This window comes from Actinomycetota bacterium (assembly GCA_004297305.1).
GTDB lineage: Bacteria > Actinomycetota > Actinomycetes > S36-B12 > FW305-bin1 > FW305-bin1.
In genome coordinates, this window is record SCTR01000005.1 from 194,048 (window position 1) to 220,044 (window position 25,997).

21 protein-coding genes are annotated in these 25,997 nt (G+C 72.5%); 13 read left to right on the top strand and 8 right to left on the bottom strand.

The window, feature by feature from the left end; genetic code table 11:
* The first annotated feature begins 279 nt into the window (after nt 1–279).
* The 7 genes from EPO13_02555 to EPO13_02585 are packed head-to-tail and all read left to right on the top strand — an operon-like array spanning nt 280 to nt 7,354.
* Entirely contained in the window at nt 280–1,998 is a 1,719-nt protein-coding gene (locus EPO13_02555; GenBank protein ID TAK70759.1) for a nitrite/sulfite reductase, read from the top strand.
* Nucleotides 1,995–2,180 (top strand): hypothetical protein, encoded by a 186-nt coding sequence (locus tag EPO13_02560; GenBank protein ID TAK70760.1) that lies wholly within the window; start codon nt 1,995–1,997, stop codon nt 2,178–2,180. The genes EPO13_02555 and EPO13_02560 overlap by 4 nt, the downstream gene beginning before the upstream one ends.
* Before the next feature lie 56 nt (nt 2,181–2,236).
* On the top strand, nt 2,237–2,956 hold the full coding sequence (locus tag EPO13_02565; protein TAK70814.1) for a phosphoadenylyl-sulfate reductase: 720 nt from the start codon (nt 2,237–2,239) through the stop codon (nt 2,954–2,956).
* Nucleotides 2,847–4,277 (top strand): uroporphyrinogen-III C-methyltransferase, encoded by a 1,431-nt coding sequence (gene cobA, locus EPO13_02570; protein ID TAK70761.1) that lies wholly within the window; start codon nt 2,847–2,849, stop codon nt 4,275–4,277. Before EPO13_02565 ends, cobA begins: the two co-directional genes overlap by 110 nt.
* Nucleotides 4,199–5,014: a sirohydrochlorin chelatase gene (locus EPO13_02575; protein ID TAK70762.1), complete on the top strand. Its 816-nt coding sequence runs from the start codon at nt 4,199–4,201 to the stop codon at nt 5,012–5,014. The genes cobA and EPO13_02575 overlap by 79 nt, the downstream gene beginning before the upstream one ends.
* Nucleotides 5,015–5,024: 10 nt before the next feature.
* The gene (locus tag EPO13_02580; protein TAK70763.1) at nt 5,025–5,450 is read left to right on the top strand and encodes a DUF3052 family protein; all 426 of its coding nucleotides are present in this window, start codon (nt 5,025–5,027) and stop codon (nt 5,448–5,450) included.
* Entirely contained in the window at nt 5,447–7,354 is a 1,908-nt protein-coding gene (locus tag EPO13_02585) for an ABC transporter substrate-binding protein (protein TAK70764.1), read from the top strand. The genes EPO13_02580 and EPO13_02585 overlap by 4 nt, the downstream gene beginning before the upstream one ends.
* Before the next feature lie 68 nt (nt 7,355–7,422).
* On the opposite strand, the gene EPO13_02590 is transcribed toward EPO13_02585, so the two are convergent.
* From EPO13_02590 to EPO13_02615, 6 genes are read right to left on the bottom strand one after another with little or no spacing between them, the layout of a single operon-like run.
* On the bottom strand, nt 7,423–8,598 hold the full coding sequence (locus EPO13_02590; GenBank protein TAK70815.1) for a uroporphyrinogen-III synthase: 1,176 nt from the start codon (nt 8,596–8,598) through the stop codon (nt 7,423–7,425).
* A 5-nt stretch (nt 8,599–8,603) separates the two neighbouring features.
* Nucleotides 8,604–8,963 (bottom strand): nitrite reductase small subunit NirD, encoded by a 360-nt coding sequence (gene nirD, locus EPO13_02595; protein TAK70765.1) that lies wholly within the window; start codon nt 8,961–8,963, stop codon nt 8,604–8,606.
* Nucleotides 8,960–11,476: a nitrite reductase large subunit gene (locus EPO13_02600; protein ID TAK70766.1), complete on the bottom strand. Its 2,517-nt coding sequence runs from the start codon at nt 11,474–11,476 to the stop codon at nt 8,960–8,962. Before EPO13_02600 ends, nirD begins: the two co-directional genes overlap by 4 nt.
* Nucleotides 11,473–12,930, bottom strand: coding sequence for an NAD(P)/FAD-dependent oxidoreductase (locus tag EPO13_02605; protein ID TAK70816.1), 1,458 nt, complete (start codon nt 12,928–12,930; stop codon nt 11,473–11,475). Before EPO13_02605 ends, EPO13_02600 begins: the two co-directional genes overlap by 4 nt.
* An 11-nt stretch (nt 12,931–12,941) precedes the next feature.
* Nucleotides 12,942–14,966 (bottom strand): nitrite reductase, encoded by a 2,025-nt coding sequence (locus tag EPO13_02610; protein ID TAK70767.1) that lies wholly within the window; start codon nt 14,964–14,966, stop codon nt 12,942–12,944.
* 56 nt (nt 14,967–15,022) lie between these two features.
* Nucleotides 15,023–16,384: an MFS transporter gene (locus EPO13_02615; GenBank protein ID TAK70817.1), complete on the bottom strand. Its 1,362-nt coding sequence runs from the start codon at nt 16,382–16,384 to the stop codon at nt 15,023–15,025.
* Between the two features lie 349 nt (nt 16,385–16,733).
* Between EPO13_02615 and EPO13_02620 the strand changes: the two genes are divergently transcribed.
* The 5 genes from EPO13_02620 (at nt 16,734) to EPO13_02640 (ending at nt 23,669) form a co-directional block, all read left to right on the top strand.
* A complete protein-coding gene (locus EPO13_02620) occupies nt 16,734–17,744 on the top strand; it encodes an ATP-binding cassette domain-containing protein (GenBank protein TAK70768.1) in 1,011 nt (336 codons plus the stop codon).
* Nucleotides 17,741–18,493, top strand: coding sequence for an ABC transporter permease (locus EPO13_02625; GenBank protein TAK70769.1), 753 nt, complete (start codon nt 17,741–17,743; stop codon nt 18,491–18,493). Before EPO13_02620 ends, EPO13_02625 begins: the two co-directional genes overlap by 4 nt.
* Nucleotides 18,406–22,458, top strand: coding sequence for a multifunctional oxoglutarate decarboxylase/oxoglutarate dehydrogenase thiamine pyrophosphate-binding subunit/dihydrolipoyllysine-residue succinyltransferase subunit (locus EPO13_02630; GenBank protein TAK70770.1), 4,053 nt, complete (start codon nt 18,406–18,408; stop codon nt 22,456–22,458). The genes EPO13_02625 and EPO13_02630 overlap by 88 nt, the downstream gene beginning before the upstream one ends.
* Nucleotides 22,459–22,463: 5 nt before the next feature.
* On the top strand, nt 22,464–22,643 hold the full coding sequence (locus EPO13_02635) for a hypothetical protein (GenBank protein TAK70771.1): 180 nt from the start codon (nt 22,464–22,466) through the stop codon (nt 22,641–22,643).
* A 102-nt stretch (nt 22,644–22,745) separates the two neighbouring features.
* A complete protein-coding gene (locus EPO13_02640) occupies nt 22,746–23,669 on the top strand; it encodes a M15 family peptidase (protein ID TAK70772.1) in 924 nt (307 codons plus the stop codon).
* A gap of 105 nt (nt 23,670–23,774) precedes the next feature.
* Here EPO13_02640 and EPO13_02645 read toward each other — a convergent pair whose 3' ends face one another.
* Together EPO13_02645 and sodX are read right to left on the bottom strand one after the other, a co-directional pair.
* Entirely contained in the window at nt 23,775–24,905 is a 1,131-nt protein-coding gene (locus tag EPO13_02645) for an NADP-dependent malic enzyme (GenBank protein TAK70818.1), read from the bottom strand.
* Between the two features lie 192 nt (nt 24,906–25,097).
* A complete protein-coding gene (gene sodX, locus EPO13_02650; protein ID TAK70819.1) occupies nt 25,098–25,397 on the bottom strand; it encodes a nickel-type superoxide dismutase maturation protease in 300 nt (99 codons plus the stop codon).
* A 121-nt stretch (nt 25,398–25,518) separates the two neighbouring features.
* Here sodX and sodN point away from each other — a divergent pair, with 121 nt between their 5' ends.
* Entirely contained in the window at nt 25,519–25,920 is a 402-nt protein-coding gene (sodN, locus tag EPO13_02655) for a superoxide dismutase, Ni (protein TAK70773.1), read from the top strand.
* The last annotated feature ends 77 nt before the right edge of the window (nt 25,921–25,997 follow it).

Below are 25,997 nucleotides of genomic sequence, written 5' to 3' on the forward strand. Positions count from 1 at the left end.
AATGGAGCGGACCCTCGGCTGGTCTCACATCGTGGGATGCGTTGGACACCGGCGTCGATCCGAGGCACCCTGCCTGCATGTCGTCCTCCGGCCTCGTACTCGTGGCGCGCCGCCACGTGGACTTCGGCCGGACGGCGAGCAGTGCCTGTCGGCTTTCCTGACCGCCCCGTCCGTCCCCGGACGCCGCTGCGTGGTCTGCCGCCGACGGTGACGCCTCACGTCCCGCCCGCGCCGGAGCCTGACGTCGTGCGTCCCTGATCGTCGAGGAGTAGCGCTCCCGTGGCGCCCGACAGCACGACCGCTCCCCCAGCCCCCGCCGCTGCCCCCGCTCGCCGTGGCGCGGCCCGTCCGGGCCGCCCCCGTGGCGAAGGCCAGTGGGCCCTGGGATACACCGAGCCGCTCAATGCCAACGAGCGGTTCAAGAAGGACGACAACGGGCTGAACGTCCGCGACCGGATCGAGAACCGCTACGCGTACACCGGTTTCAGTTCGATCGACCCGTCCGATCTGCGGGGCCGGATGCGCTGGTGGGGGCTGTACACGCAGCGCCGTCCCGGCATCGCCGGTGGCAAGACGGCGATCCTCGAGCCCGAGGAACTCGACGACGAGTTCTTCATGCTGCGGATCCGCACCGACGGCGGGGTGCTCAGCAGCGCCCAGCTGCGGGCCATCGCCGACGTGTCGACGACGTTCGCCCGCGACACCGCCGACATCACCGACCGGCAGAACATCCAGCTGCACTGGATCCGCATCGAGGACGTCCCGGAGGTGTGGCGACGGCTGGAGGCGGTCGGCCTCACCACCGCCGAAGCCTGCGGCGACACCCCCCGCGTCGTGCTCGGCTCCCCGGTGGCCGGTGTCGCGGCGGACGAGATCATCGACGGGACGCCGGCGATCGAGGAGATCACCCGCCGGTACATCGGCGATCCGGAGCTGTCGAACCTGCCGCGGAAGTTCAAGACCACGGTGTCCGGCTCGCCGCAGTGGGATGCCGCCCCCGAGATCAACGACATCTCCTTCGTCGGGGTGGTCCATCCCGAGCACGGGCCCGGCTTCGACCTGTGGGTCGGTGGCGGGCTGTCGACCAACCCGAAGCTCGCCGTACGGCTGGGAGCCTGGGTCCCGCTGGCCGAGGTTCCCGAGGTCTGGGTCGCCGTCGTCCGGCTCTTCCGCGACTACGGCTACCGCCGGCTGCGGACCCGGGCCCGGCTGAAGTTCCTCGTCGCCGACTGGGGCGCCGAGCGATTCCGGCAGGTGCTGCAGGACGAGTACCTGCGGCGGCCGCTGCTCGACGGGCCGGCCCCGGTGCCCCCGCCGCTAGGCGAACGCGACCACGTCGGGGTCCACGAGCAGCGGGACGGGCGCTACTACATCGGCGCCGCGCCGATGGTCGGGCGCGTGTCGGGCACGTTGTTGGAGAAGCTCGCCGACCTGGCCGACGAGTACGCCGGTTCCCGGTTGCGGCTGACCGCGCAGCAGAAGCTCGTGCTGCTCGACGTGGCCGGCGACCGGGTGGAGAGCCTGGTCACCGCGCTGGAGACGCTCGGCCTGCAGGTGCGGCCCAGCCGGTTCCGCCGCTCGACGATGGCCTGCACCGGCATCGAGTACTGCAAGCTCGCCATCGTCGAGACCAAGGGCCGGGCGGCGACGCTGGTCGCCGAACTGGAGGAACGACTGCCGGCGTTCGACCAGCCGCTGGCGATCCACGTCAACGGCTGCCCGAACTCCTGCGCCCGGTTTCAGGTCGCCGACATCGGCCTGAAGGGTTCGCTGGTCACCGACGACTCCGGCGAGCAGGTCGAGGGCTTCCAGGTCCACCTCGGCGGCGCGCTCGGCATGGAGGCCGGCTTCGGCAAGTCGCTGCGCGGCCTGAAGGTGACCGCGGCGGCGCTGCCGGAGTACGTCGAACGACTGGTGCGCCGCTACGACGACCAGCGCGAGGACGGCGAGTCGTTCGCGCACTGGACGACGCGGGCCGACGAAGGAGACCTGCGGTGAGCAGAGGTGACGAGCGCACGGTTCCCTACCACTGCCCCTATTGCGGCGACGACGACCTGCGGCCGCACGGCGACGAGCACGGCACCTGGGAGTGCCGCTCGTGCGCCCGCGCGTTCGGCGTCCGATTCCTCGGCCTGGTGGCCCGCGCCACCACCGCTACTACCCCGGAGGTGCTGTCGTGACCGCGCTCGCCGAACCCGTGACCATCGAGCGGCTGAACGTCGACCACCCGTCGACGTTGCCCACCGACCTGTTGCGGGGCCTGGCCGAGACCGGATCCCGGGCCGTACGCGCCACGGCGCTGGAGAACGGCGACGACCCGGTCGTCGTGGCCACCGCCGCGCTGCAGTGGGCCCGCCGGGTGTTGGGCGAGCGCCTCGTGGTCGCCTCCAGCATGGGCGACGAGGTCCTGGTGCACCTGGCCAGCGAGGCGGTGCCCGGGGTGGACGTCGTGTTCCTGGACACCGGCTATCACTTCGCCGAGACGCTCGGCACCCGCGATGCCTACGCGGCGACCCGGCCGCTGAACCTGCTCACGATCAGCCCGCTGCGCACGGTGGCCGAGCAGGACGCCGAGCACGGCAAGGACCTGTGGGCGCGCAATCCCGACCTGTGCTGCGCCCTGCGCAAGGTCGAGCCGCTGGAGCGGGCGCTGGCGCCCTACGACGGCTGGGTGACCGGGATGCGCCGAGAGGACGCACCGACCCGGGCGGACATCGACGTCATCAGCTGGGATGCCAAGCGGGGCATGATCAAGGTCAATCCCCTGGCCGGTTGGACGCAGCAGGACGTCGACGCCTACGCCGAGGCCAACGGGGTGCTGCTCAACCCGTTGCGCGAGCTCGGCTATGCCTCGATCGGCTGCGCGCCCTGCACCCGGGCGGTGGCCCCCGGTGAAGATCCACGGGCGGGCCGGTGGGCCGGCAAGGGCAAGGTGGAGTGCGGCCTGCACGTGTGAGGTCCGGCGTGCGAAGGTGGCGCGCGTGAGCACGTCGCACGGGCCGCCGGCGTACCCGATCCTGCTGAACCTGCGCGGCCGCCGGGTGCTCGTGGTGGGTGGCGGTCCGGTCGCCGCGCGGCGCGCCGGCTCGCTGGCCCGGGCCGGTGCCCGGGTCGAGGTGGTCGCCCCGGCCGGCTGCGAGGCGCTGCTCGACCTCGTCACGACCGGCGACGTCGGCTGGCAGCGGCGGCGGTACCGACCCGACGACCTGGCCGGCGCCTGGCTGGTGCAGACCGCGACCGGAGATCCGCAGGTCGACGCGGCTGTGCTGGCCGACGCCGAGACGGCCGGCGTCTGGGCGGTCGACGCCGGCGACGCGGGTCGTTCCGCGGCGTGGGTGCCGGCGGTGGCGTACGGCGAGGGCGGTGTCCTCGTCGCGGTCGGCGGTGGCCGTGATCCCGGTCGAGCCCGTGCGCTTCGCGACGCCGTACAGCACCAGCTCGACGCCGGTGAGCTGCCGGTACGCCGGGTACGCCGGCGTCCCGGGACGGGTCGGGTGTACCTGGTCGGCGGCGGCCCCGGCGATCCGGACCTGCTCACGGTGCGGGCTCGCCGGCTGCTCGCGGCCGCCGACGTCGTGGTTACCGACCGCCTCGCGCCGCAGGCCATTTCGGCGCTGCTCACCGCCGGCGCCGAGGTGGTCGACGTCGGCAAGGCCCCCGACCGCCATCCGATGCCCCAGCAGGAGATCAACGCCCTGCTGGTCGCGCGGGCGCGCGACGGGGACCTCGTCGTGCGGCTGAAGGGGGGCGATCCGTTCGTGCTGGGCCGCGGCGGCGAGGAGGCATGGGCGTGCGCCGCGGCCGGCGTGCCGGTGGAGGTCGTCCCCGGCGTGACCAGCGCGGTCGCCGTCCCGGCCGCCGCCGGTATCCCGGTGACGCACCGCGGCATCACCACGTCGTTCCTCGTCGCCTCCGCGCACGAGGGCGTCTCTGGGTTGCTGGAGCAGGTCACCGCCGCGGCCGCCGAGACGACGCTGGTGCTGCTCATGGGAGTACGCCGGCTGCCGGAGGTCGCCCGCGGCCTGCTCGCCCAGGGACGCCCGCCGCAGACGCCGGCCGCCGTGGTCTCGCACGGCTGGACGCCGCAGCAGCGCACGGTGGTGGGCACGCTCGGCGACATCGCGACGCTGGCGGCCGACGCCGGGCTGGGCTCCCCGTCGGTGGTCGTCGTCGGCGACGTCGTGGCGCTGCGAGCACAGTGGGGCGACCTGGGCACGCCCTCACCGGCCGCCGGCCACAACCCGGCGGTGGCCGCCGACGCCCCCAGCCCGAGGTGAACGCCGCGGACCGTTCGGCTACGCCCGGCCCGCGGCCGCAACCACCGGCCTGGGTCCTGCTCGCCCACGGCAGCGAGGACCCGCGGCATGCCCGCGAGATCGAGTGGCTGGCGGCGGGTATGGCGGGCCGGCGGCCGGACCGGGCCGTCGCGGTGGCCTACCTCGACCACCAACCGCCCGATCTGGCCACCGCGATCGGCGCGCTGCCGACCCGATCCGTCGTCGTGGTCCCCGCCCTGCTCAGCGAAGCGTTCCACGCCCTGGTCGACGTACCGGCCGCGGTCGACGCGGCGGTGGCGGGCGGGGCGACAGTGGCGTTGGCCGCTGCGTTCGGCGCCGATCCAGCGGTGCTCGCCGCGCTCGACGAGCTGGCCGGTGAGCGGCAGGACGGCGACGGGCTGCTCGCCGTGGCGGCCGGGACCTCGGACGCCGCCGCCCGCACCGAGCTGGCCGGCCTGGTCGACGCCTGGGGCCGGCGGCGGCAGCAGGCCACGGCCGTCGCCTTCGCCGCCGGTGCCGGGCCGACCGTCGCCGACGGCATCGCCGCCCTGCGCGGCCGGGGGGCGGCCACGGTGACCGCCGTCCCGCTGGTCCTGGCTCCCGGCCGGCTGCTCGACCGGGCGTTGGCCCAGGCGGCCGCGCTCGGTGCGCCGGCCCGCCCCGGCGGCCTGGCGCGGACCGGGGCGCTCGCGGACCTGGCGGTCCGCCGGGCGGAGCAGGCCGAGAAGCCGGGATAGCCTCGTCGCCGTGACATCGTCGGCCGGCTACTCCGGTACGCCGCTACCGGCGAAGCTCGGGATCCGTCCCGGCAGCCGGGTGCTGCTCGACGGGGCACCCCCGCAGCTGGCCGCCGACCTGCTCGTTCCGCTGCCTGACGCCGTGACGATCCACCGCCGCGCCGGGCGGTCGCCGTACGACGTCGTGGTCGCCTTCCGCCGCACCCGGGCGGACCTGGTGCGCGGGCTCACCGCGGACGTGAAGCGGATCACGACCAGCGGCGCGGTGTGGGTCGCCTGGCCCAAACGCGCCAGCGGCGTGGCCACCGACCTCACCGAGGACGTGATCCGCGACGTCGCGCTGCCGCTCGGCGTGGTCGACGTCAAGGTCTGCGCCATCGACGCCACGTGGAGTGGACTGAAACTGGTCTGGCGCAAGGAGAACCGTCCGGCATGACGCTGCGAACCCGAACCGCCCCGCTGCTTTTGGCCGGGGTGCTGCTGACGGCTCCGGCCGGCGTGGCCATGGCTGCCCCGGCTTCGTCGACCGCGCCGACCGCCGCGGCCACCGGAAGTTCGACTCCAGCCGCGCCGGCCGCCGTCCTCACCGTCGGCCTCGTCGACGACGTGACGACGCTCAACCCGTTCAGCACCGATGCCACCAGCCTCGCCGACGAGGTCGTCGGCCTCAGCTACGAACGCCTCACCACGTTGTCCGCCAACGACTTCGCCGTCAGCCCGGGCCTGGCGCAGTCCTGGTCGCAGTCGCTGGACGGCCGGCAGTGGACGTTCACCCTGCGCGAGGCCCGGTGGAGTGACGGGACGACGGTCACCGCTGCGGACGCGAAGGCCACCATCGACCGCATCGTCGCCGGCGAGCTGGAGCAGCAGCGGTACGGCGCGGACGTGCAGGACATCGACTCGGTCAGCGCGCCCGACGCCCGCACGCTGGTGATCACCGTCAAGCAGCCGACCCGGGTGCCGGAGCACCTGACGTTCCCGATCCTGCCGGCCCACGTCTGGGACCCGATCGGCGACGACCGGCTCGCCGACTTCACCAACCTGCCGACCGCCGGCTCCCCGGTGGTGGGGTCCGGGCCGTTCCTGGCGACCGAGGTCCGGCCGGGCGAATGGGTACGGCTGACCCGTAACCCGCAGTGGACCGCTCCGGCGCCCCACCTCAGTGAGGTGATCTTCCGGACCTATCCGTCGCCGGACGCCGTGGCCGACGCCCTCGGTCGCGGCGAGATCGACGTGGCGGAAGACCTCACGCCCGCGCTGCTGGCCTCGCTGGCCGGCAAGCCGGGGGTCACCGCCGTCGCCGGGGTCGGCACCGGGTTCACCGACCTCGCCCTCAACACCGGGGCCGCCCGTACCGACGGCACCCCGATCGGCGACGGCAATCCCGCGCTGCGCGACCAGCGGGTACGCGCGGCGGTCTCCAAGGCGGTCGACCGAGCCGCGCTGGTGCAGACCGTCCTGGGCGGCCGTGGCGCTCCCGGCACGTCGGTCATCCCGCCGGCGTACGCCACCTGGCATTGGGATCCGGGGCCCAGCGCCAATCCGGCCGCTGACACCGCGGGCGCCGCGGCCCTCCTCGACGCCGCCGGATACCGACTCGGCGGCGACGGGCGGCGTGCGGGCCCGGACGGCACCCGGCTGACGCTGCGGCTGTTCGCGCGCCAGGAAGCGCCCGACTCGCAACAGGTCGCCGACCTGGTCCGCTCACAGCTCGACGCCGTCGGCATCGGTGTGGACGTGACCACCATGCCGGCCGACGAGCTGGCCACGGCGACGGCGGAGGGGAAGTTCGACCTCGTGGAGTACGGCTGGGACGTCGGGCCCGACCCGACCGAACAGCTGGCGGCCTTCACCTGCGCCGAACGCTCCCACGACGACAACGGCACGCTCGTGGCGGGCCTGTCGGACTCGTTCTACTGCGACCCGACGTACGACGAGATCTTCGACCAGCAGTCCGCCGAGACCGATCCCGGCCGCCGGGCGACCCTCGTGGCGACGCTGCAGCGGATGCTGTACGACGCTGCGCCGTACGTCGTCACCGCCTACCCGGACACCCTGGAGGCGTACCGGTCCGACCGGGTGGGCGGTTTCGTCGCCCAGCCGGCCGGCAAGGGACGGCTGCTGTTCCAGCAGGGCTCGGTGGCGTCGTACCTCGCGGTCACGCCCGTCGCCGGAGCCCCGGCCGCGCCGGCACCACAGCCGGCCGGCGACGCAGGGGGGCCGGCCGGCTCGGGCACCAACTGGGCCCTGATCGCCGCGGCGGTGGCCGTCGCGATCCTGCTGGTCGTGGCGGCCGTCTGGTGGACCCGCCGGGACACCGGGATGCACGCGCGGCACTGACCGAACAGCGGCACTGACCGAACGGCGGCACTGACCGAACGGCGGCACTGACCGATGGCTTGCCGGGGTCAGGCTTCGTGGGTGCCGTCGTGGCTTCCGGCCGTCACCCGGCGCTCCGGTTCGTAGGCCAGGCGGTAGCCGCGCTTGACCACGGTCTGCAGCAGCCGCGCCTCGCCGAGCGCCTGGCGGAGCCGGGCGATCGCCACCTCGACGGCGTGATCGTCGGCGTCCTCACCGCCGGGCAGGGCCGTGCGCAGCACGGTGCGCGGCAGCACGACGCCGGGACGGGCGGCCAGTGCGCGCAGGATCGCCATCGGGGCCGGCGGCAGCGTCCGCAGGTCGTCGTCGACCACCACGGCGTGGCCGCGGATCTGTAACCAGTGCCCGGCCACCGGCAGCCGGGGGCTGCGACGAGGCAGCGCGGCCACGACCTCGCGCGCCAGCGCCCCCAGCCGGGAGCGCTCCGGCACCACCGACTCGATGCCCGCGGACTCCAACGCCCCGGCGGTGATCGGGCCGACGCTGGCGACCAAGACGTCGTCGCGCAGCGCGGTGACGACCTCGTCGTACAGGCCCAGCCGGGACGCGGTCGCCAGCAGGCTCGCCGCGGCCGGGGCGCTGGTGAAGGTCACCGCGTCGAGCTGACGGGTGGCGATCTGTTCGACCAGCCGGTGCAACGGCCCGGGATCCACCGGCGGCAACCACCGGTAGACCGGGACCTCGACCACCCGCGCACCGGCCATCCGCAAGGTCTCGGTGACGCCGGGCAGCGGCTCGCCGTGCTCCTGCACCACGATGCGGACGCCGTCGAGGTCCTCGGTGAGCAGGTGTTCGAGCACCTCCGAGGACGACTCGGACTCCGGCGACCATTCCTCCCGCAGCCCCGCTGCCCGCAGCGCCCCCCGCGCTTTCGGACCCCGGGCCAGCAACCGCACCCGGCCAAGCCGGTCCAGCAGATCCTCGGCCAGCCCCCAGCCCTCCGCAGCCTCCAGCCAGCCCCGCATCCCGATCCCGGTCGTGGCGATCACGATGTCGGGCGGCGCGCTGACGCACTGCCGGGTCGCGGCCAGCAGTTCCGCGTCGTCGGCCAACGGCACGATCCGGATCGATGGGCCGTACACCACCCGGGCACCCCGTCGCTCCAGCAGCGACCCGAGTTCCTCACGGCGCCGCGCCGCGGTGATGCCGACGGTGTATCCGGCGAGCGGGGCGACCGTAGGCGCCGCCGGGACGGACGATGCCAGGTCGGTCACCGGACCCCGAGGTGGACGACATCGTCGACGACTCTCACGGGGTATGACGGTACGGCGACTTCCGGGTCGTCGAGACACTGTCCGGTGGACAGGTCGAACGCCTGCTTGTACATCGGGGAGAACACCACGTCGGCATCCCCACGAGTGCCCACGATGCCGCGGCTCAGCACGTTGGCGCCGCTGAACGGGTCCCGGTTGCCGATCGCCGCGACGGTGCCGGCGGCGAGCCGGAAGATCGCGACCTGAGTCCCGTCCAGCAGCGCGGCGACCCCCCGTTCCGGTTGCAGCGCAGCCAGGTCGCAGACCGGAACCCAGCGCGCCACCTCAGCCGGGTCGAGCGCCGGCGCGGCGGTCACGGCGCACCCACCGGAAGCACCGGGCCGGCCAGCAGCACCTGGCGCTCCTCGGGCCGTGCCGGCCGGGGTTGATCTCGTTCGACCACGAAGACGACGTCGGGATCCGGTATCTGTGGTGCGTTGACGAAGCCGACGAAGCGGGACAGCTTGTCCGGATCCTCCAAGGTGGCGCGCCACTCGTCGCGGTAGCTGCCGACGTGACGCGCCATCGCCGCGTCGAGCTCGTCGCAGACGCCGAGGCGGTCCTCGACGATGACGTCGCGCAGATGCTCCAGGCCGCCGTCGAGCGACTCCAGCCAGGCCGCGGTGCGCTGCAGCCGGTCCGCGGTCCGCACGTAGTACATGAGGAAGCGGTCGACGTACCGCACGAGCGTCTCGGTATCCAGGTCGGACGCGAACAGCTGGGCGTGCCGCGGGGTGAACCCGCCGTTGCCGCCGACGTACAGGTTCCAGCCGTTCTCCGTCGCGATGATCCCGACGTCCTTGCTGCGGGCCTCCGCGCATTCGCGGGCACACCCGGAGACGCCGGCCTTCACCTTGTGCGGCGCGCGCAGCCCGCGGTAGCGCAGCTCGAGTTCCACCGCGAGACCGACGGAGTCCTGGACGCCGTAGCGGCACCAGGTCGAGCCCACGCAGGACTTCACGGTCCGCAGCGCCTTGCCGTAGGCGTGACCGGACTCGAAGCCGGCGTCGACCAGCCGGCGCCACACCGCCGGCAGCTGCTCGAGCCGGACGCCGAGCAGGTCGATGCGCTGCCCACCGGTGATCTTCGTGTAGAGCCCGAAGTCCCGTGCCACCTCGCCGATGACGATGAGCCGTTCCGGGGTGATCTCGCCGCCGGGAATCCGCGGCACCACCGAGTACGTGCCGTCCCGCTGCAGGTTCGCCATGACGTGGTCGTTGGTGTCCTGCAACGCCGCGAGCTCACCGGCCAGCACGTGCTCGTTGTGAATGCTGGCCAGCACCGAGGCGACGGCCGGCTTGCAGATGTCGCAACCCCGACCGCGGCCGTGGCTGGCGACCAGCTCGCTGAACGTCCGCGCCCCGCTGAGCCGGACCACCTCGAACAAGTCGCTGCGGGACAGGTCGAAGTGCTCGCACAGGCCGCGGGAGCCCGCGACACCGGCGTCACGCAGCACCGTCGTCATGAGCGGGACACAGGAGCCGCAGGAGGTCCCGGCCCGGGTGCAGGCCTTCAGCGACGGGATGTCGCAAGCCCCGGTCTCGATAGCCGACAGCAGCGCACCCTTGGTCACCGCGTTGCAGGTGCACACCAGGGCGTCGTCCGGCAGGTCCGGGCCGGCACCGGACCCGGCCGGCGCGATGAGCGCCGCGGCCTCGCCGCCCAACGGGCGGCCGACCAGCGGTCGCAGTGCGGCGTACGACGACGCATCGCCGACCAGGACGCCGCCCAGCAACGTGGTGGCGTCGTCGGACACCACGAGCTTCTTGTAGACCCCCGCGACGTGGTCGGCCCAGACCAGTTCCAGCGCGCCGGGCGTATCGCCGTGGGCGTCGCCGAAACTGGCCACGTCGACGCCGAGGAGTTTGAGTTTCGTCGACATGTCCGCGCCTGGGAACGTCGCGCTCCCGCCGAGGATCCGGTCGACGACCACCTCGGCCTGGGCGTACCCGGGGGCGACCAAGCCGTAGCACCGGCCGTCCACCGCGGCGCATTCGCCGATGGCGTATACGGCCGGGTCCTCGGTCCGGCAGCCGAGGTCCACCGCGATCCCACCCCGCGGCGCCACCGGCAGCTGCGACTGCCGGGCCAACTCGTCACGCGGCCGGATGCCGGCCGAGAAGACGACCATGTCGGCGGGCACGACCGTCCCGTCGGCCAGCCGCAAGGCGGCGACCCGGCCGTCCGGACCCGCCTCGAGACTCTCGGTGGCCGCCGCGAGATGGACCTCGATGCCGAGCTCGGCGATCAGCCGTCGCAGCACCGCGCCGCCGCCGAGGTCGACCTGGGCCGGCATGAGCCGTGGCGCGGCCTCGACGACGTGCGTCTGGACGCCGAGCGACCGCATGGCCTGCGCGGCCTCCAGCCCCAGCAGCCCACCGCCGATCACCGCGCCAGTCCGCGCCGTCCGGGCGTGCGCCTGGATGGCGTCGAGGTCGTCCAGCGTGCGGTAGACCTCCACCCCCGGCAGGTCGGCTCCCGGCACGGGTGGCACGAACGGCCGTGAACCGGTGGCCAGGACCAGTACGTCGTAGTCGATCCGCAGCGCCGTGGCGGTGTGGACCACGCGACTGTCACGGTCGAGCGACACGACCCGCTCGCCCAGCAGCAGCTGCCAGCCCGGCTCGTCGAAGAAGCCCTCGGGGACCATCGACAGGTCGGCGGCCGAACGGCCGGAGACATACGACGACAAGGCAACCCGGTCGTACGCCGGTCGCTGCTCGGCGCCGATCACCGTCACCTGCCAGCCGGGCGTCGCGCGGGCGCGCCACGCCTCACAGAAGCGCTGGGCCACCATCCCGTGACCCACCACCACGAGCTTGCCGGTCATGCGTTCACCTCCACTTGGGGGTCGGCCGCGGCGAGCCAGTCGACGATTCCGGACACCACGTCGCGGCAGCCGCCGCAGCCGGTGGTCGCCCGGGTGGCGCGAGCTACCGCCGCGACGCTGCGCGACCCGCCGAGAACCGCCTGCTGGATCGCGCCTTTGGTCACCCCGTTGCACGAGCACACCGTCGTACCGGCGGGCATCAGCGACGGCGAGGCCGCCGGGGTCGACGTCGTCCCGCTGCCGGGAGCCAGCAGGCTGACCCGGTCACCGGGCAGCCGGGCCTGCCGGGTGAACAACTGGGTCAGCACGCCGACCGTCGACAGCTCGCCGACGACCGTCGCTCCCGCGATGCGCCCGTCGCGTACGACGAGCTTGCGGTACGTCCCTTGCGCGGTATCGGCCACGACGACGACGTCGTCGCCGGGCAGTTCGGCGTCGCGGGCACCCATCGCGGCCACGTGCAGGCCGTCGGCCTTCAGCCGCGCCGCCACTCGGCTGCCGCGGTAGCGCGCAGCCGGGTCGGCGCCGGTGAGCTGGGCGGCGATCACCGCGGCCTGCTCCCAGGCCGGCGCCACCAGCCCCGCGACGACGCCGTCGTGCTCGGCGCAGTCACCGAGCGCGAAGACCCGCGGGTCGTCGACGGACCGCAGCGTGTCGTCGACGACGATCCCCCGCTCGACCCGCAGGCCGGCGGCCCGGGCCAGGCCGACCTGCGGCCGCGCGCCGGTCGCCAGCACCAGCAGGTCCGCCAGCACGCAGGTGCCGTCGTCGAGTTCGACGCCGCCGACGGCCCCGTCGGCGTTGCGCACGATCCTGGTGACCGCCCGGCCGATCCGTGAGGCCAGACCGACTCCGGCGGCGGCGCGGACTAGGACGTTGCCGGCGGTGCTGTCGAGCTGGCGGTCCAGCAGGTGCGGGCCGACGTGCACCACGACGGTCTCCAGCCCCGAGGCGACCAGGCCGCGGCCCACCTCCAGCCCCAGCAGGCCGCCGCCGAGGACCACCGCCCGCGTGGCGTGCCGGCGCGCCCGCTGCAACTCCCGCAGATCGTCCAGCGTGCGCAGCGCGAAAGCGTTGGGCAGCAACTGTCCCGCCTCGGTGCGCAGACCCTCGATGTCCGGCAGCGCGGCGTCCGCGCCGGTGGCCAGCACGAGGACGTCGTACGGCAGCACCCGCCCGGACGCGGTGACGACCTTGCGAGCCGCCCGGTCGAGGGTGTCGACCGGGTCGCCGGTGACCAGGTCGACACCGTGGTCGTCGTGCCAGCCGCCGGGGACGAGGCCGAGCTCCTCGCCGCTGTGACGGCCGGCGAGGACCTCGGTGAGCAGGATCCGGTTGTACGCCGGAGCCCGTTCGGCACCGACGATCGTCACGCCGAGCATCCGCGCCGGGTCGCGGCGGCGCAGTTCCTCCACCACGCGCGATCCGGCCATGCCGTTGCCGACGACGACCACCCGGGGCCCGCTCACGGCGCGATCCGTTCCAGGCGTACGGCGCACACCTTGAACTCCGGCATGCCGGACACCGGATCCGTGGCGGTGTTGGTCAGCCGGTTGGCGTTGCCCGCGTCCGGCCAGTGGAACGGCATGAACACGGTGTCCATCCGGATCCCCTCCGACAGCATCGCGCGGGCCACCGCGTGGCCGCGGCGACTGACGACCTGCACCAGTTCGCCGTCGACGACGCCGAGGTCGTCGGCGACCACCGGATGCATCTCGACGAAGGCTTCCGGAGCGACGGCCACCAGTTCAGTGATCCGTCGTGTCTGGTTCCCGCTCTGGTACTGCGCCAGCACCCGCCCGGTCGTCAGGTGCAGCGGATAGCCGGCGTCGGGCAGTTCCGCGGCTGCGCGGTCGGTGACGTCGGCGAAACGGGCGCGGCCGTCGGCGGTCGGGAAGGCGTCGACGAACGGCCGCGGCGTCCCCACGGTGTCCTGCGGGCAGGGCCAGAACACGCCGTCCTCGGCCCCCAGCCGGTCGTAGTCGATGCCGGAGTAGTCCGCGGGAGCACCCCGGGTCGCCAGGCGGAGTTCGGCGAACACGGTCTGCGGCTCGGCTGGGAAACCCTGCTGGTGGCCGAGCCGGTGGGCCAGTTCCGCGATCACGTCGAGGTCGGTCCGCACTCCTGGCGGCGGCGCAGACAGCTTGCGGCGCAGCACGACACGGCCCTCGAGGTTGGTCATGGTGCCGTCCTCCTCGGCCCACTGCGCGACGGGCAGGACCACATCGGCCCGCGCAGCGGTCTCGGACACGAACGGGTCGCAGACCACGAGCAGCGCCAGGGCGTCCAATCGCTCGGTCACCGCGATCGACCGCGGCGCGGACACGACCGGGTTGCTGCCCATGACCAGAAGCGCCTGGGGTCCGGCCGGTCGGCCCAATGCCTCGAGCAACTGGCTGGCTGGCAAACCCGGGGCGGGCAGGTCGTCGGGCGCCACCCCCCACACCTCTGCCACGAACGCGCGATCCGCCGGATCGGCCAGTCGCCGGTAGCCCGGCAGCTGGTCGGCCTTCTGACCGTGCTCGCGACCACCCTGACCGTTGCCCTGGCCGGTGATGGCGCCGTAACCACTGCCGGGCCGGCCCGGCAGCCCGAGCGCCAGCGCCAGATCGATCAGCGCCGCAACGGTGTCGACGCCCTTGCTGTGCTGCTCCGCGCCACGGCCGGACAGCAGAATGGCGCGATTCGCGCCGGCCAGCAGCCGCGCGGCCTCCCGGATCTGGTCGGCCGGTACGCCGGTCAGCGCCTCGACCCGCTCCGGCCAGTACGCCGAAACCCGGTGTCGCACGGCGCCGAAGCCCGTCGTCCGGTCACGCACGTAGTCCTCGTCGACCCAGCCACGCGCGACCACGACGTGCAGGACGCCCAGCAGCAACGCCAGGTCGCCACCGGGAACCGGTTGCAGGTGCAGGTCCGCCAACCGCGCGGTGGGAGTGACTCGCGGGTCGACCACGATCAGCCGGCCGCCGCGTTCCCGCTGTGCCGACAGGTGGCGGACGAACGGCGGCATCGTCTCCGCGACGTTGGCGCCGACCAGCATCACCACGTCGGCTTCGCCCACGTCCTGCAACGGGAACGGCATACCCCGGTCGACCCCGAAGGCACGGTTGGCCGCCGCGGCGGCGCTGGACATGCAGAACCGGCCGTTGTAGTCGATCCGGCTGGTACGCAACACAACCCGAGCGAACTTGCCCAACGCGTAAGCCTTCTCGTTGGTCAGTCCTCCGCCGCCGAACACCGCCACCGCATCCGGGCCGTGCTCGGCGGCCAACTGCCGGAAACTCGCGGCGACCATGTCCAGTGCCTGGTCCCAGCTCGCCGGCAGCAGTGGGGCGCCCTTGTGCGCCCGTACCAGCGGCGTGGTGAGCCGATCAGCCGACTGCAGCAGTTGCGCCGCGGTCCATCCCTTGTGGCACAGGCCGCCCCGGTTGGTGGGGAACTCGCGCCCGGCCACCGCGACGCTGCCGTCGTCGCGACGGGTGAGCGTCATGGCGCACTGCAAGGCGCAGTACGGGCAGTGCGTGTCGACTGACGCAGCGGGCGGGTTCACACGACCCCGCCCCCGACCGTGGCCGAGCGGCGCAGGTAGCACAGCCAGGTCACCGCGACGCAGACCGCGTAGAAGCCGATGAAGACCACCATCGCGACCGCGATGCCGCCGGTGGCGGAGATCGAACTGCGCAACGCCTGCGGGATGAGGAAGCCACCCAGCGCGCCGACGGCCGAGGCGAAGCCGACGACCGCGCTGGCCGACCGCGTCGCCGCGGCCAGGGCGGCACTGCGCTGCGCGCCGTCGCCGGCCGTTGCCAGAGCACGGAACCGGAAGATCGACGGGATCATCCGGTACGTCGAGCCGTTGCCGATGCCGGCCGAGGCGAACAGGACCAGGAACGACGCGAGGAACCCGGCGAAACTCTGCCGCCCCACGAAGACGACCGCGGCGACACCGGCGATGCCCATCACGACGAAGTTCACTGCGGTGACCCGCGCGCCGCCGAGCCGGTCGGCCATGAGGCCGCCGACCGGCCGGGACAGCGAGCCGACCAACGCGCCGAGGAAGGCCAGGTTCAGGGAGGCCTGCGCCGGGAACTGGGTCTTGATCAGCAACGGAAAGGCGCCGGCGAAACCCATGAACGAGCCGAAGGTGCCGACGTAGAGGAACGACATGATCCAGGTGTGACGATCTGAGGTGACCGACAGCTGTTCGCGGACCGAGGCGCGAGCATTGGACAGGTTGTCCATCCAGCGCCAGGCCAGGATCGCCGCCAGCACGATCAGCGGGATCCACATCAGGCCGGCGTTCTGCAGGTACAGACCAGGGGCCTGCGCCCCGCCGATCACCGCGAAGGCGCCGACGCCCACGACGACGGGCACCAGTAGTTGCACCGTACTGGCGCCGAGGTTGCCACCCGCGGCATTGATGCCGAGCGCGAATCCCTTGCTGCGCTGGGGAAAGAAGAAGTTGATGTTCGCCATGCTCGAGGCGAAGTTGCCGCCGCCCAGCCCTGCCGTCGCGGCCACCAGCACGAACACCAGGTACGGCGTCGCCGGATTCAGCACGCAGGCCACCAGGCCGATCGTCGGCAGCAACAGGGCGAGCGCGCTCACCACGGTCCAGTTCCGGCCGCCGAAGCGGGTGACCGCGAACGTGTAGGGCAGCCGCGCGAAGGCGCCGACCAGCGCCGGGACCGACACCAGCCAGAAGAGCTGGTCGACGCTGAAGGCGAAGCCGGCTGCCGGCAGGCTCACCACGACGGCACTCCAGATGAGCCACACCGAGAAACCGAGGTTCTCGGCGAAGACCGACAAGACGAGGTTGCGGATCGCGATCCGCCGGCCACCGGCCTGCCACTGCTGCTCGTTCTCCGGGTCCCAGCCGTCGATCCACCGACCGCGCCGATGAACCAGATCCGCCGGCGCCGAGTGCGTCGTCGCCCCCGTCGATGTGGTGGTCGTCACAGTCGTGCTCACAGCGAACCTCCGGGTTCCGATCGCTCACCGGCCGCGACCGACCGGACGTCCCGGACGCTAGGAGCCGGATGTTTCCCCGGCCGTCGTCTTCCGGTTCGGGGTCGTCACGTTCTGCTCACCGGGACCGTCGCCGGCCCGTGAGACGTCGGGGGCGTGACAGCGCGCTGTCACAGCGCGCTGCAGGTGGTGATGTCACAGCGCGGTGGCAGCTCTGCCACCTCTGCCACCTGCGTCACCGCGGCACGTCGGCAGCCATGGACTGGCGGTAGCGGGCGGCCTTGCCGGCATGGCAGGGTCGAGCGTCGTGACCACGGCAACGATCAAGGTCGAGGGACTGACCAAGCAGTTCGGCCATGGGCCGGGTGCCGTGACCGCCGTCGACGACCTCTCGTTCGAGGTCGCGCCGGGGCGGGTCACGGGCTTCCTGGGTCCCAACGGGGCCGGCAAGACCACGACGTTGCGATGCCTGCTCGGCCTCGTGACCCCGACGCGCGGCACGGTGGAGATCGGTGGCGTGCCGTACCAGGAGATTCCCACGCCGGCACGGGTCGTCGGGGCATCGCTGGAGGCCAGCGGCTTCCATCCCGGCCGCAGTGCCCGGGATCACCTGCGGGTGATCTGCGCGGCCTCGCAGCTGCCGGAATCCCGTGCCGACGAGGTGCTGCAGCAGGTGGGCCTGTCCGATGCGGCACGTCGCCGTGCCGGCGGTTACTCGCTGGGGATGCGGCAGCGGCTGGCGCTGGCCGCGGCGCTGGTGGGAGATCCCGCGGTACTGCTGCTCGACGAACCCGCCAACGGCCTGGACCCCGAGGGGATCGCCTGGCTACGCGGGTTCCTGCGCCACCTCGCCTCGCAGGGCCGGACCGTGCTGGTGTCCAGTCATGTGCTCAGCGAGGTGGAACAGACCGTCGACGACGTCATCATCGTCGCGCGGGGGCGGCTGGTTCGCGCCAGTTCGCTGGCCGAACTCACCGCGACGACCGGGTCCCAGGTCCGCGTACGGTCGCCTCAGCTGGACGTCCTGCTGCCCGCCCTGGGCCTGGCATCCGGCGACGGCCAACGGATCCGGCGTACGGCGAACGACACCGCGCTGATCGAGGGCATCCCGGCCGCCGCGGTCGGTGCTGCGGCGCTACGCGCGCAGGCCGAACTCCACGAGCTGGTCGTGGTCGGCAACGATCTGGAAGAGGTCTTCCTCTCCCTCACCCAAGGCACCGGGCCCACAGCTGCCGCGCCACCGGGAGCTGCCTGGCCGGCCACTGCCGGCGCCCCGACCAGCGACGGGAGCCCGGCGTGAACGCGCTGATCCGTGCCGAGTGGCTCAAGATCACCACGACGCGGATGGTCGTCGGGATGACGATCACCGCGTTGCTGCTGACCGCGTTCGCCGTGGTGGTGACGATCCTCACCGTCGGCCTGGAAGGCGTGCCCCCGCTGACCAACCCGGCCACGATCCGCAACGTGTTCGCCAGCGGCGTCGGGGGCGGGTCGATCATCGTGTTGATCCTGGGGATCCTCGGCATGACCGGCGAGATACGCCACCAGACGATCACCTCGACGTTCCTGGCCGCGCCCCGGCGAGGCCGCGTGGTGGGCGCGAAGATGACGTCGTACGCCCTGGTGGGCGCCATCATCGCGCTGCTGTGCTCGGCGTTGACCATCGTGCTCGCGCTGGCCCTGCTGCCCCTCAAGGAGCACCTGCCGATCCCCTGGGGCGAGGTGGGGCAGATCGTCGGCGGCGCCGTGCTGTGCTACGCGATCTACGCGATTCTCGGCGTCGCCGTCGGCTCCCTGGTGCGCAACCAGGTTGCCGCGATCATCGGCACCATCGCCTGGGTGCTGGTCGCCGAGCAGCTGCTGATCGGGCTGTTGCCGGCCGTCGGCAAGTGGCTGCCGGGCGGCGCGGCGGCCGGGGTGCTGCAGGCCAGCCCCGACGTCAGCGTCACGTTGCTGCCGGTATGGCTGGGCGCGCTGGTCCTGCTGGGCTACGGCGTCGTGCTCGGTCTGCTGGCCGCGCGGACGACGCTGCGCGCCGACGTGACCTGAACCTCGCCGGCTGGCACCCTGCGCCACCGACTGCGCATGACGGCGAGGTCTACCCTGGGTGGCCCGGGACGAAGGTCGAGGAGAGGTCAGTCCGCGTGAACAGCGAGTCGCCCGAGACGGATCCGGTCGCGTCGTTCGGCCCCAATGACTGGCTCGTGGACGAGCTCTACCAGCAGTACCTGGCCGACCGGAACTCCGTCGACCCGGCGTGGTGGGAGTTCTTCGCCGACTACAGCCCCGCGGACACCGGTGGGACGCCGAACGGCGCACTACCCGCGCCGGCAGCCACGACGCCGGTCGCGTCGCCCGCCCCCGCGCCGTCGTCACCTACTCCCGCAACCACTCCGGCGGCGCCGCCGGTACCGGCAGCTGCCCAGCCGGCGACACCTGCGCAGCCCCCGGCGCCGGCCCAGCCGGCAGCGCCGTCCGCACCACCGGCTCCGCCGCAGCCCGCCGCCGCGCCGCCGGCCGGGACCACCGTCGCGGCAACCCCGCCGAGTGCGCCCACCCCGAGCGGCTCCGGCACCCCGACCGGCCCTGGCACCCCGACCGGCCCTGGCACCCCGACCGGCTCGGCCAGCAAGCCACCGAGCGACGCCGTCACGGCGCTGCGCGGCCCGGCGGCCCGAGTGGTCAGCAACATGGAGGCGAGCCTGGCGGTCCCGACGGCCACCAGCGTGCGAGCAATCCCGGCGAAGCTGCTGATCGATACCCGGCTGGGGATCAACAGCCACCTGGCCCGCACCCGCGGCGGCAAGGTCTCGTTCACGCACCTGGTCGGGTATGCGGTGATCCGGGCGCTGGCGGCCATGCCGGAGATGAACGTGTCCTACGCCGAGGTCGACGGCAAACCCGCCATCGCCACGCACGAACACGTGGGGTTCGGCCTGGCCATCGACCTGGTCAAGCCGGACGGGACGCGTCAGCTGCTCGTCCCGTCGATCAAGGCAGCCGAGACACTCGACTTCGCCCAGTTCTGGTCGGCGTACGAGGACATGGTGCGCAAGGCCCGCGGCGGCAAGCTCACCATGGACGACTTCGCCGGCACCACGGCCAGCCTGACCAACCCCGGCGGCATCGGCACTGTGCACTCGGTACCGCGACTGATGGCCGGGCAGGGCGTGATCGTCGGCGTCGGGGCCCTGGAGTACCCGGCCGAATGGCAGGGCGCTGCCCCGGAAACGATTGCCCGACAGGCTGTCTCGAAGATCCTGACGCTGACCTCGACGTACGACCACCGGGTCATCCAGGGTGCCCAGTCCGGCGAGTTTCTCCGCCTGATCCATCGCCTGCTGCTGGGCGAGGACGGCTTCTACGACGACGTCTACCGTGCGCTGCGCATCCCGTACGAGCCGATCCGCTGGGCGACGGACATCTCCGCCGGGCACGAGAGCGACCTGGACAAGACCGCGCGGGTGCAGGAGATCATCCACGCCTACCGGGTCCGCGGCCACCTGATGGCGGACATCGACCCGCTCGAGTACGAGCAGCGGACGCACCCGGACCTGGACGTGCTCAAGCACGGCCTCACCTTGTGGGACCTCGAACGCGAGTTCGCCACCGGCGGCTTCGGCGGCCGGCCGATCATGAAACTCCGGGAAATCCTCAGCGTGCTGCGCAACTCCTACTGCCGCACCGTGGGTGTCGAGTACATGCACATCCAGGATCCGCAGCAGCGCGCCTGGATCCAGGATCGAGTCGAGGTCCCACGAACCAAGCCGTCCGCCGACGAGCAGTTGCGCATCCTCCGCAAGCTCAACGAGGCCGAAGCGTTCGAGACGTTCCTGCAGACCAAGTACGTGGGACAGAAGCGTTTCTCGTTGGAGGGCTCGGAATCCACCATCCCGTTGCTCGACGAGATCCTCTCCCGTGCCGCGGACAGCGAGTACGTCGAGGTCGCCATCGGCATGCCGCACCGCGGCCGGCTCAACGTGCTGGCCAACATCGCCGGCAAGTCCTACGAACAGATCTTCCGCGAGTTCGAGGGCAACCACGGCGAGGGCTCGGTCCAGGGTTCCGGTGACGTGAAGTACCACCTGGGGACCCACGGCTCGTACACCGCGGAGTCCGGCGCACAATGCCGGGTCTACCTGGCCGCCAACCCTTCCCACCTCGAAGCGGTCAACCCGGTCCTGGAAGGCATCGTCCGGGCGCGGCAGGACGCGCTGCCGCTGGAGCGCCGGCACGACATCCTGCCGATCCTGCTGCACGGCGACGCCGCCTTCGCCGGCCAGGGCGTCGTGGCGGAGACCCTCAACCTGTCGCAGCTGCAGGGCTATCGCACCGGCGGGACGCTGCACGTCGTGGTCAACAACCAGGTCGGTTTCACCACGTCGCCGCGGTACTCCCGATCCAGCCACTACTGCACCGACGTGGCGCGCATGGTCCAGGCGCCGATCTTCCACGTCAACGGCGACGACCCCGAGGCGGTGGTACGCGTCGCCGCCCTGGCCTTCGAATTCCGCCACGCCTTCGCCAAGGACGTCGTGATCGACCTGGTCTGCTACCGCCGGCGCGGGCACAACGAGGCCGATGACCCGTCGCTGACGCAGCCGCTGATGTACAACCTGATCGACCAGAAGCGCTCGGTGCGCAAGCTATACACCGAGCAGCTCATCGGCCGGGGCGACATCACGCTCGACGAGGCCGAGACCGCGCTGCGCCACTACCACGAGCAGATGGAGCGGGTCTTCCAGGAGACTCGCCAGGTGTCCGCGGCACCGGCCGCCGGCGGGCCGGAGACGTTCAACGAGACGTCCTGGCAGATCGAGCGGGAGGGCCAGAAGCAACTGGCACCGCAGACGTCTGCGGCCGCGGTTCCCACGGCGATCAGTGACGAGATCGTCAAGCGCGTCGTGGACTCACAGCTGGACCTGCCCGAAGGCTTCACGGTTCACTCCCGGCTGGCACCGCAGCTGCAGCGCCGGGCCCAGATGGTCGATGCCGACAAGATCGACTGGGGCATGGGAGAAGCCCTCGCCCTCGGCTCGCTGCTGTCGGAGGGCACGTGGGTGCGGCTGGCCGGGCAGGACTCGCGCCGCGGCACCTTCGGGCATCGGCACGCCGTCATCGTCGACCGGGCGACCGGCTGGCAGTACAAGCCGCTCAAGCGGTTGTACGGCGACGGCGCGAAGCTGTTCGTCTACGACTCCCTGCTCAGCGAGTTCGCCGCCATGGGTTTCGAGTACGGCTACTCGGTGGCGCGACCGGACGCGCTGGTGATGTGGGAGGCGCAGTTCGGCGACTTCGCCGACGGCGCGCAGACGATCATCGACGAGTTCATCGCCTCGGGTGAGCAGAAGTGGGGGCAGCGCTCCTCGCTGGTCCTGCTGCTCCCCCATGGCTATGAGGGACAGGGGCCCGACCACTCCTCGGCGCGGGTGGAGCGCTTCCTGCAGTTGTGCGCGCAGGACAACATGACCGTGGCGATGCCCTCGACGCCCGCGTCGTACTTCCACCTGTTGCGCTGGCAGGTCAAGTCGCGGTTGACCCGGCCGCTGGTCGTCTTCACCCCCAAGTCGCTGTTGCGGGCGAAGGCCGCGACCTCCGCCCGGGCCGACTTCACCGGGGGAAACTTCCGCCCGGTGCTGGACGACGCCACCGCGGACCCGGCCAAGGTGCGGACGTTGTTGCTGTGCACCGGAAAGATCTACTACGAGCTCGCCGCGGCTCGGGCGGCCGCCGGCCGCGACGACGTCGCCATCGTGCGGCTGGAACGGCTGTATCCGCTGCCGGGCATCAGCCTGCCGGCGGCTGCCGCGCGTTTCCCCGACGCCGACATCCGGTGGGTCCAGGAGGAACCGGCCAATCAGGGCGCGTGGTCGTTCGTCTCGCTCAACGTCCCGCAGCTGCTCGGCCGTACCGTCGCCGGCATCACTCGCCCCGCATCGTCGTCGCCGGCAGTGGGTTCCGCCCAGCGTCACGCCGAGGAGCAGCAGGCCATCCTCGACGCTGCGTTCGGATAACCGCTGTGTACGACACCGATCGCGGCATCGAGGAGTTGCAGCGCCGCCGCGGTGACGAGGCCGTGGCCGTCAGCTGGCTGGCCGAACGGTTGCGCGACTACGTCGATCTGCACCCCGAGGCGGAGCAGGCGGTCGAACGGCTGGCCACCTGGCTCGCCCGGCTCGACGACGAGGACGACGACTAACCCGGCGCGTCCGCCCGACCGCGTTCCGCCCAGACCTCGATGGCCGTCGGCCGGCGCGCGCTGCGCTGGCGGCGCGTGAGCCGTCGACCTAGCGTGACGGCTGTGAGTGCGCCGCCACTACCTGCCGGACCCGATCGGCCCGGTACTGCCCGGCCCGGTACTGCCCGGCCCGGTGCTGCCCCCCGTGGGCCTGCGCTGGGAGTCGCGTCGCTGGTCGTCGCCTCGCTGGTCGTCGCCTCGCTGGTCGTCGCCTCGCTGGTCGTCGCCTCGCTGGTCGTCGCCTCGCTGGTCGGTAGCGGCGTCACTGGCAGCGATACGGCCCCGGAGCCTCCGGCACCGGCTGCCGTCGCCGGAGCGGTCACCACGGCAACCGAGGAGGCGACCGAGGGCCAGCTGGTGCCGGTGGCGGCCACTGTGGCCGTCCCGAGCCGAGCTCGGGACGCGAAGGCATTGCTGCACGCCTCCATCAGCCGGGTCAGCGCCGCCGACCTCGGGGTGAGCTGGCATCGAGGCTGCCCTGTCGGCCCGCGCGCGCTGCGTGCCGTGAGCATCGACCACGTCGGCTTCGACGGGGCGCTGCACCGGGGAACCGTCGTCGTGCACCGCCGGGTGGTGGGCGACGTCCTGGTCGCCTTCGCAGCGGCCCGCGCCACCGGCTTCCCGATCCGCCAGCTGGTCCCGGTCACCGCCTTCGGCGGCTCGGACGCGCGCAGCATGGCTGCGGACAACACCAGCGGGTTCAACTGCCGCAAGGCAACCGGCTCGACCCGGCTCTCGCGCCACGCCTGGGGGGACGCGGTCGACGTCAATCCCCGCGAGAACCCGCACGTGCTCGGCGGGCGCACCTACCCCGGAAACGGTGCCGGCTTCGCCGACCGTACGCCGCCGCGGCCGGGCATGCTGTCCGCCCGGTCCGCGCTCACCCGGGCCTTCGCCGCCGCCGGCTGGCGTTGGGGTGGACGCTTCGCAGCACCTGACTACCAGCACTTCTCGGAGATTCGGGCGGGCGAACCGGCCAGCCGGTAGCGACGAACGAGCGGCTCGCGACCGACGGTCGGCACCGCATCGCCGACCGACAGCGGCCGGAACTGCCGGCCGGGGCCGGACGGCCGCACCGCCGGGCCGCTGTGGTCAGAGCCGGGCTACTCCGTCGCGGCGGGCCGCCTGCGCCACCGCCCGCGACACCTCCGCCCCGACTCGGCGGTCGAACACGCTCGGCACGATGTACCCGGGCGCCAGTTCGTCCCCGACCACCGAGGCGATGGCCTCTGCCGCAGCGAATTTCATGGCTGACGTGATGCGGGTGGCCCGGACGTCGAGGGCGCCGCGGAACACGCCCGGGAAGGCCAGCACGTTGTTGATCTGGTTGGGAAAGTCGCTGCGGCCCGTGGCGACGACGGCGGCGTGCCGCTCGGCGACCAGCGGGTGGACCTCCGGGTCGGGATTGGCCAACGCGAAGACGATCGCCGGCTTGGCCATCGTCGCCACGACCTGTTCGGCCACCCGCCCGGCCGAGACACCGACGAAGACGTCCGCGCCCGCCATCGCGTCCGCGAGGGAGCCGGTGAGGCCTGCCCGGTTGGTCCGTTGCGCCAGATCCTGCTTGACCGGGGTGAGGTCGGTCCGGTCGACGCTCACCAGGCCACGGGAGTCAGCCACCGCGATGTCGCCGATGCCGGCCGCCAGCAGCATGTCGGTGACCGCGACACCGGCGGCGCCCGCACCGGAGACGACCACCCGCAGGTCACCGAGGGTGCGGCCGGTCACCTTCGCGGCATTGAGCAGCGCCGCGGTCACCACGATCGCCGTGCCGTGCTGGTCGTCGTGGAAGATCGGGATGTCCAGTCGGTCCTGCAACTGCCGCTCGATCTCGAAGCAGCGGGGCGCGCTGATGTCCTCGAGGTTGACCCCGCCGTACGCCGGTGCCAGCCGGACCACGGTCTCGACGATCTCGTCGACACCGGTGCAGTCCAGGCACACCGGGACCGCGTCGACGTCGCCGAAGTTCTTGAACAGCAGGGCTTTGCCCTCCATCACCGGCAGTGCGGCGGCCGGACCGACGTCGCCCAGCCCCAGCACGGCCGTGCCGTCGGTGACGACCAGGACGGTGCTGCTCTTCCATGTGAAGTCGTAGGCGAGATCGGGTTCCTTGGCGATGGCCAGACAGACCTCGGCGACGCCGGGGGTGTAGGCCATCGAGAGCCCGGCGCGGTCGACGACGCGCACACTGGGTCGCACCTCGATCTTGCCGCCCTTGTGCATCGCGAACACCGGATCGCCGTCGTAGTCGTGGGCGTCTGCCACCTGCCACCTCTCAGCCACAGCGCACCTGGAGTCGCACGGCACGCCCGCCGATGGTCCCACGGGCGGCACCGGGGCCCGTGGGAGGCTGCCGTGGCGCGTCGGTCAGCGCGTCGGTCAGCGCGTCGGTCAGCGCGTCGGTCAGCGCGTCGGTCAGTCCGTCGCCGGCCTGCGGCGGCGCCGGATGACCGACCCCCGGCCCAGCGGGCGGTAACGCAGGATCAGCCTGCCCCGCAACGCCGTTGCCGGCACTGCGCCGAAGATGCGGCTGTCGTCGCTGCTGCCGGGGTTGTCGCCGAGCACCCACCAACCGCCGGACTCGCGCCGGATCAGCCGCTTGACGATGATCAGTCCGGGCCGGTCCGGGCGGTCGACGACGACGACGTCACCCGGCCGGAACCGGCGGGCCCGCAGCAGCAGGCACCAGTCGCCGTCGTGCAGCGCGGGCTCCATCGACGTCCCGGCTACCGCGACCGGTTGCAGCAGGCCCACTTCGGCGTCCCTCCTCGGCGGCGTCACGGCGTCGGGGGTAGTGTCGCGGCAGCGCCCGCCCCCGAGGATCGAAGGGACTGCGATGCTCTCGCGCCTGCTCGCCCCCAAGACCACCGTGCACGCTCACTGCGACTTGCCTTGCGGCGTCTACGACCCCGCCCAGGCCCGCATCGAAGCGGAGTCGGTGAAGGCCATCATCACTAAGGCCAGCGCCTCCGACGACCACGACTTCAAGACACGCGCCATCCTCATCAAGGAGCAGCGCTCCAACCTGGTCAAGGAGCACCTCTGGGTGCTGTGGACCGACTACTTCAAGCCGCCGCACTTCGAGAAGTACCCGCAGCTGCACTCGCTGTTCAACGAGGCGACCAAGCTCGCCGGTGCGACCGGGACGAAGGGCGTCGGTGACGTCGCTGTGGCCGACGAGTTGCTGGCCAAGATCGACGAGATCGCTGGCATCTTCTGGGAGACCAAGAAGGCCTGAGGCGTGACCGAAACAGCCGGCGGGCCAGGCGGTGTCGGCGAGCAGTCGCCGGCGTCGCCGCGGGAGGTCGTCCTGCG

Coding starts and splice junctions, on each gene's coding strand:
- sodN (TAK70773.1), top strand. CDS start 25,519: ATGCTCTCGCGCCTGCTCGCCCCCAAGACCACCGTGCACGCTCACTGC.
- EPO13_02610 (TAK70767.1), bottom strand. CDS start 14,966: ATGACGCTCACCCGTCGCGACGACGGCAGCGTCGCGGTGGCCGGGCGC.
- EPO13_02630 (TAK70770.1), top strand. CDS start 18,406: ATGGCTGGGCGCGCTGGTCCTGCTGGGCTACGGCGTCGTGCTCGGTCT.
- EPO13_02585 (TAK70764.1), top strand. CDS start 5,447: ATGACGCTGCGAACCCGAACCGCCCCGCTGCTTTTGGCCGGGGTGCTG.
- EPO13_02645 (TAK70818.1), bottom strand. CDS start 24,905: ATGCACAAGGGCGGCAAGATCGAGGTGCGACCCAGTGTGCGCGTCGTC.
- cobA (TAK70761.1), top strand. CDS start 2,847: ATGCCTCGATCGGCTGCGCGCCCTGCACCCGGGCGGTGGCCCCCGGTG.
- sodX (TAK70819.1), bottom strand. CDS start 25,397: ATGGAGCCCGCGCTGCACGACGGCGACTGGTGCCTGCTGCTGCGGGCC.
- EPO13_02600 (TAK70766.1), bottom strand. CDS start 11,476: ATGACCGGCAAGCTCGTGGTGGTGGGTCACGGGATGGTGGCCCAGCGC.
- EPO13_02620 (TAK70768.1), top strand. CDS start 16,734: ATGGCAGGGTCGAGCGTCGTGACCACGGCAACGATCAAGGTCGAGGGA.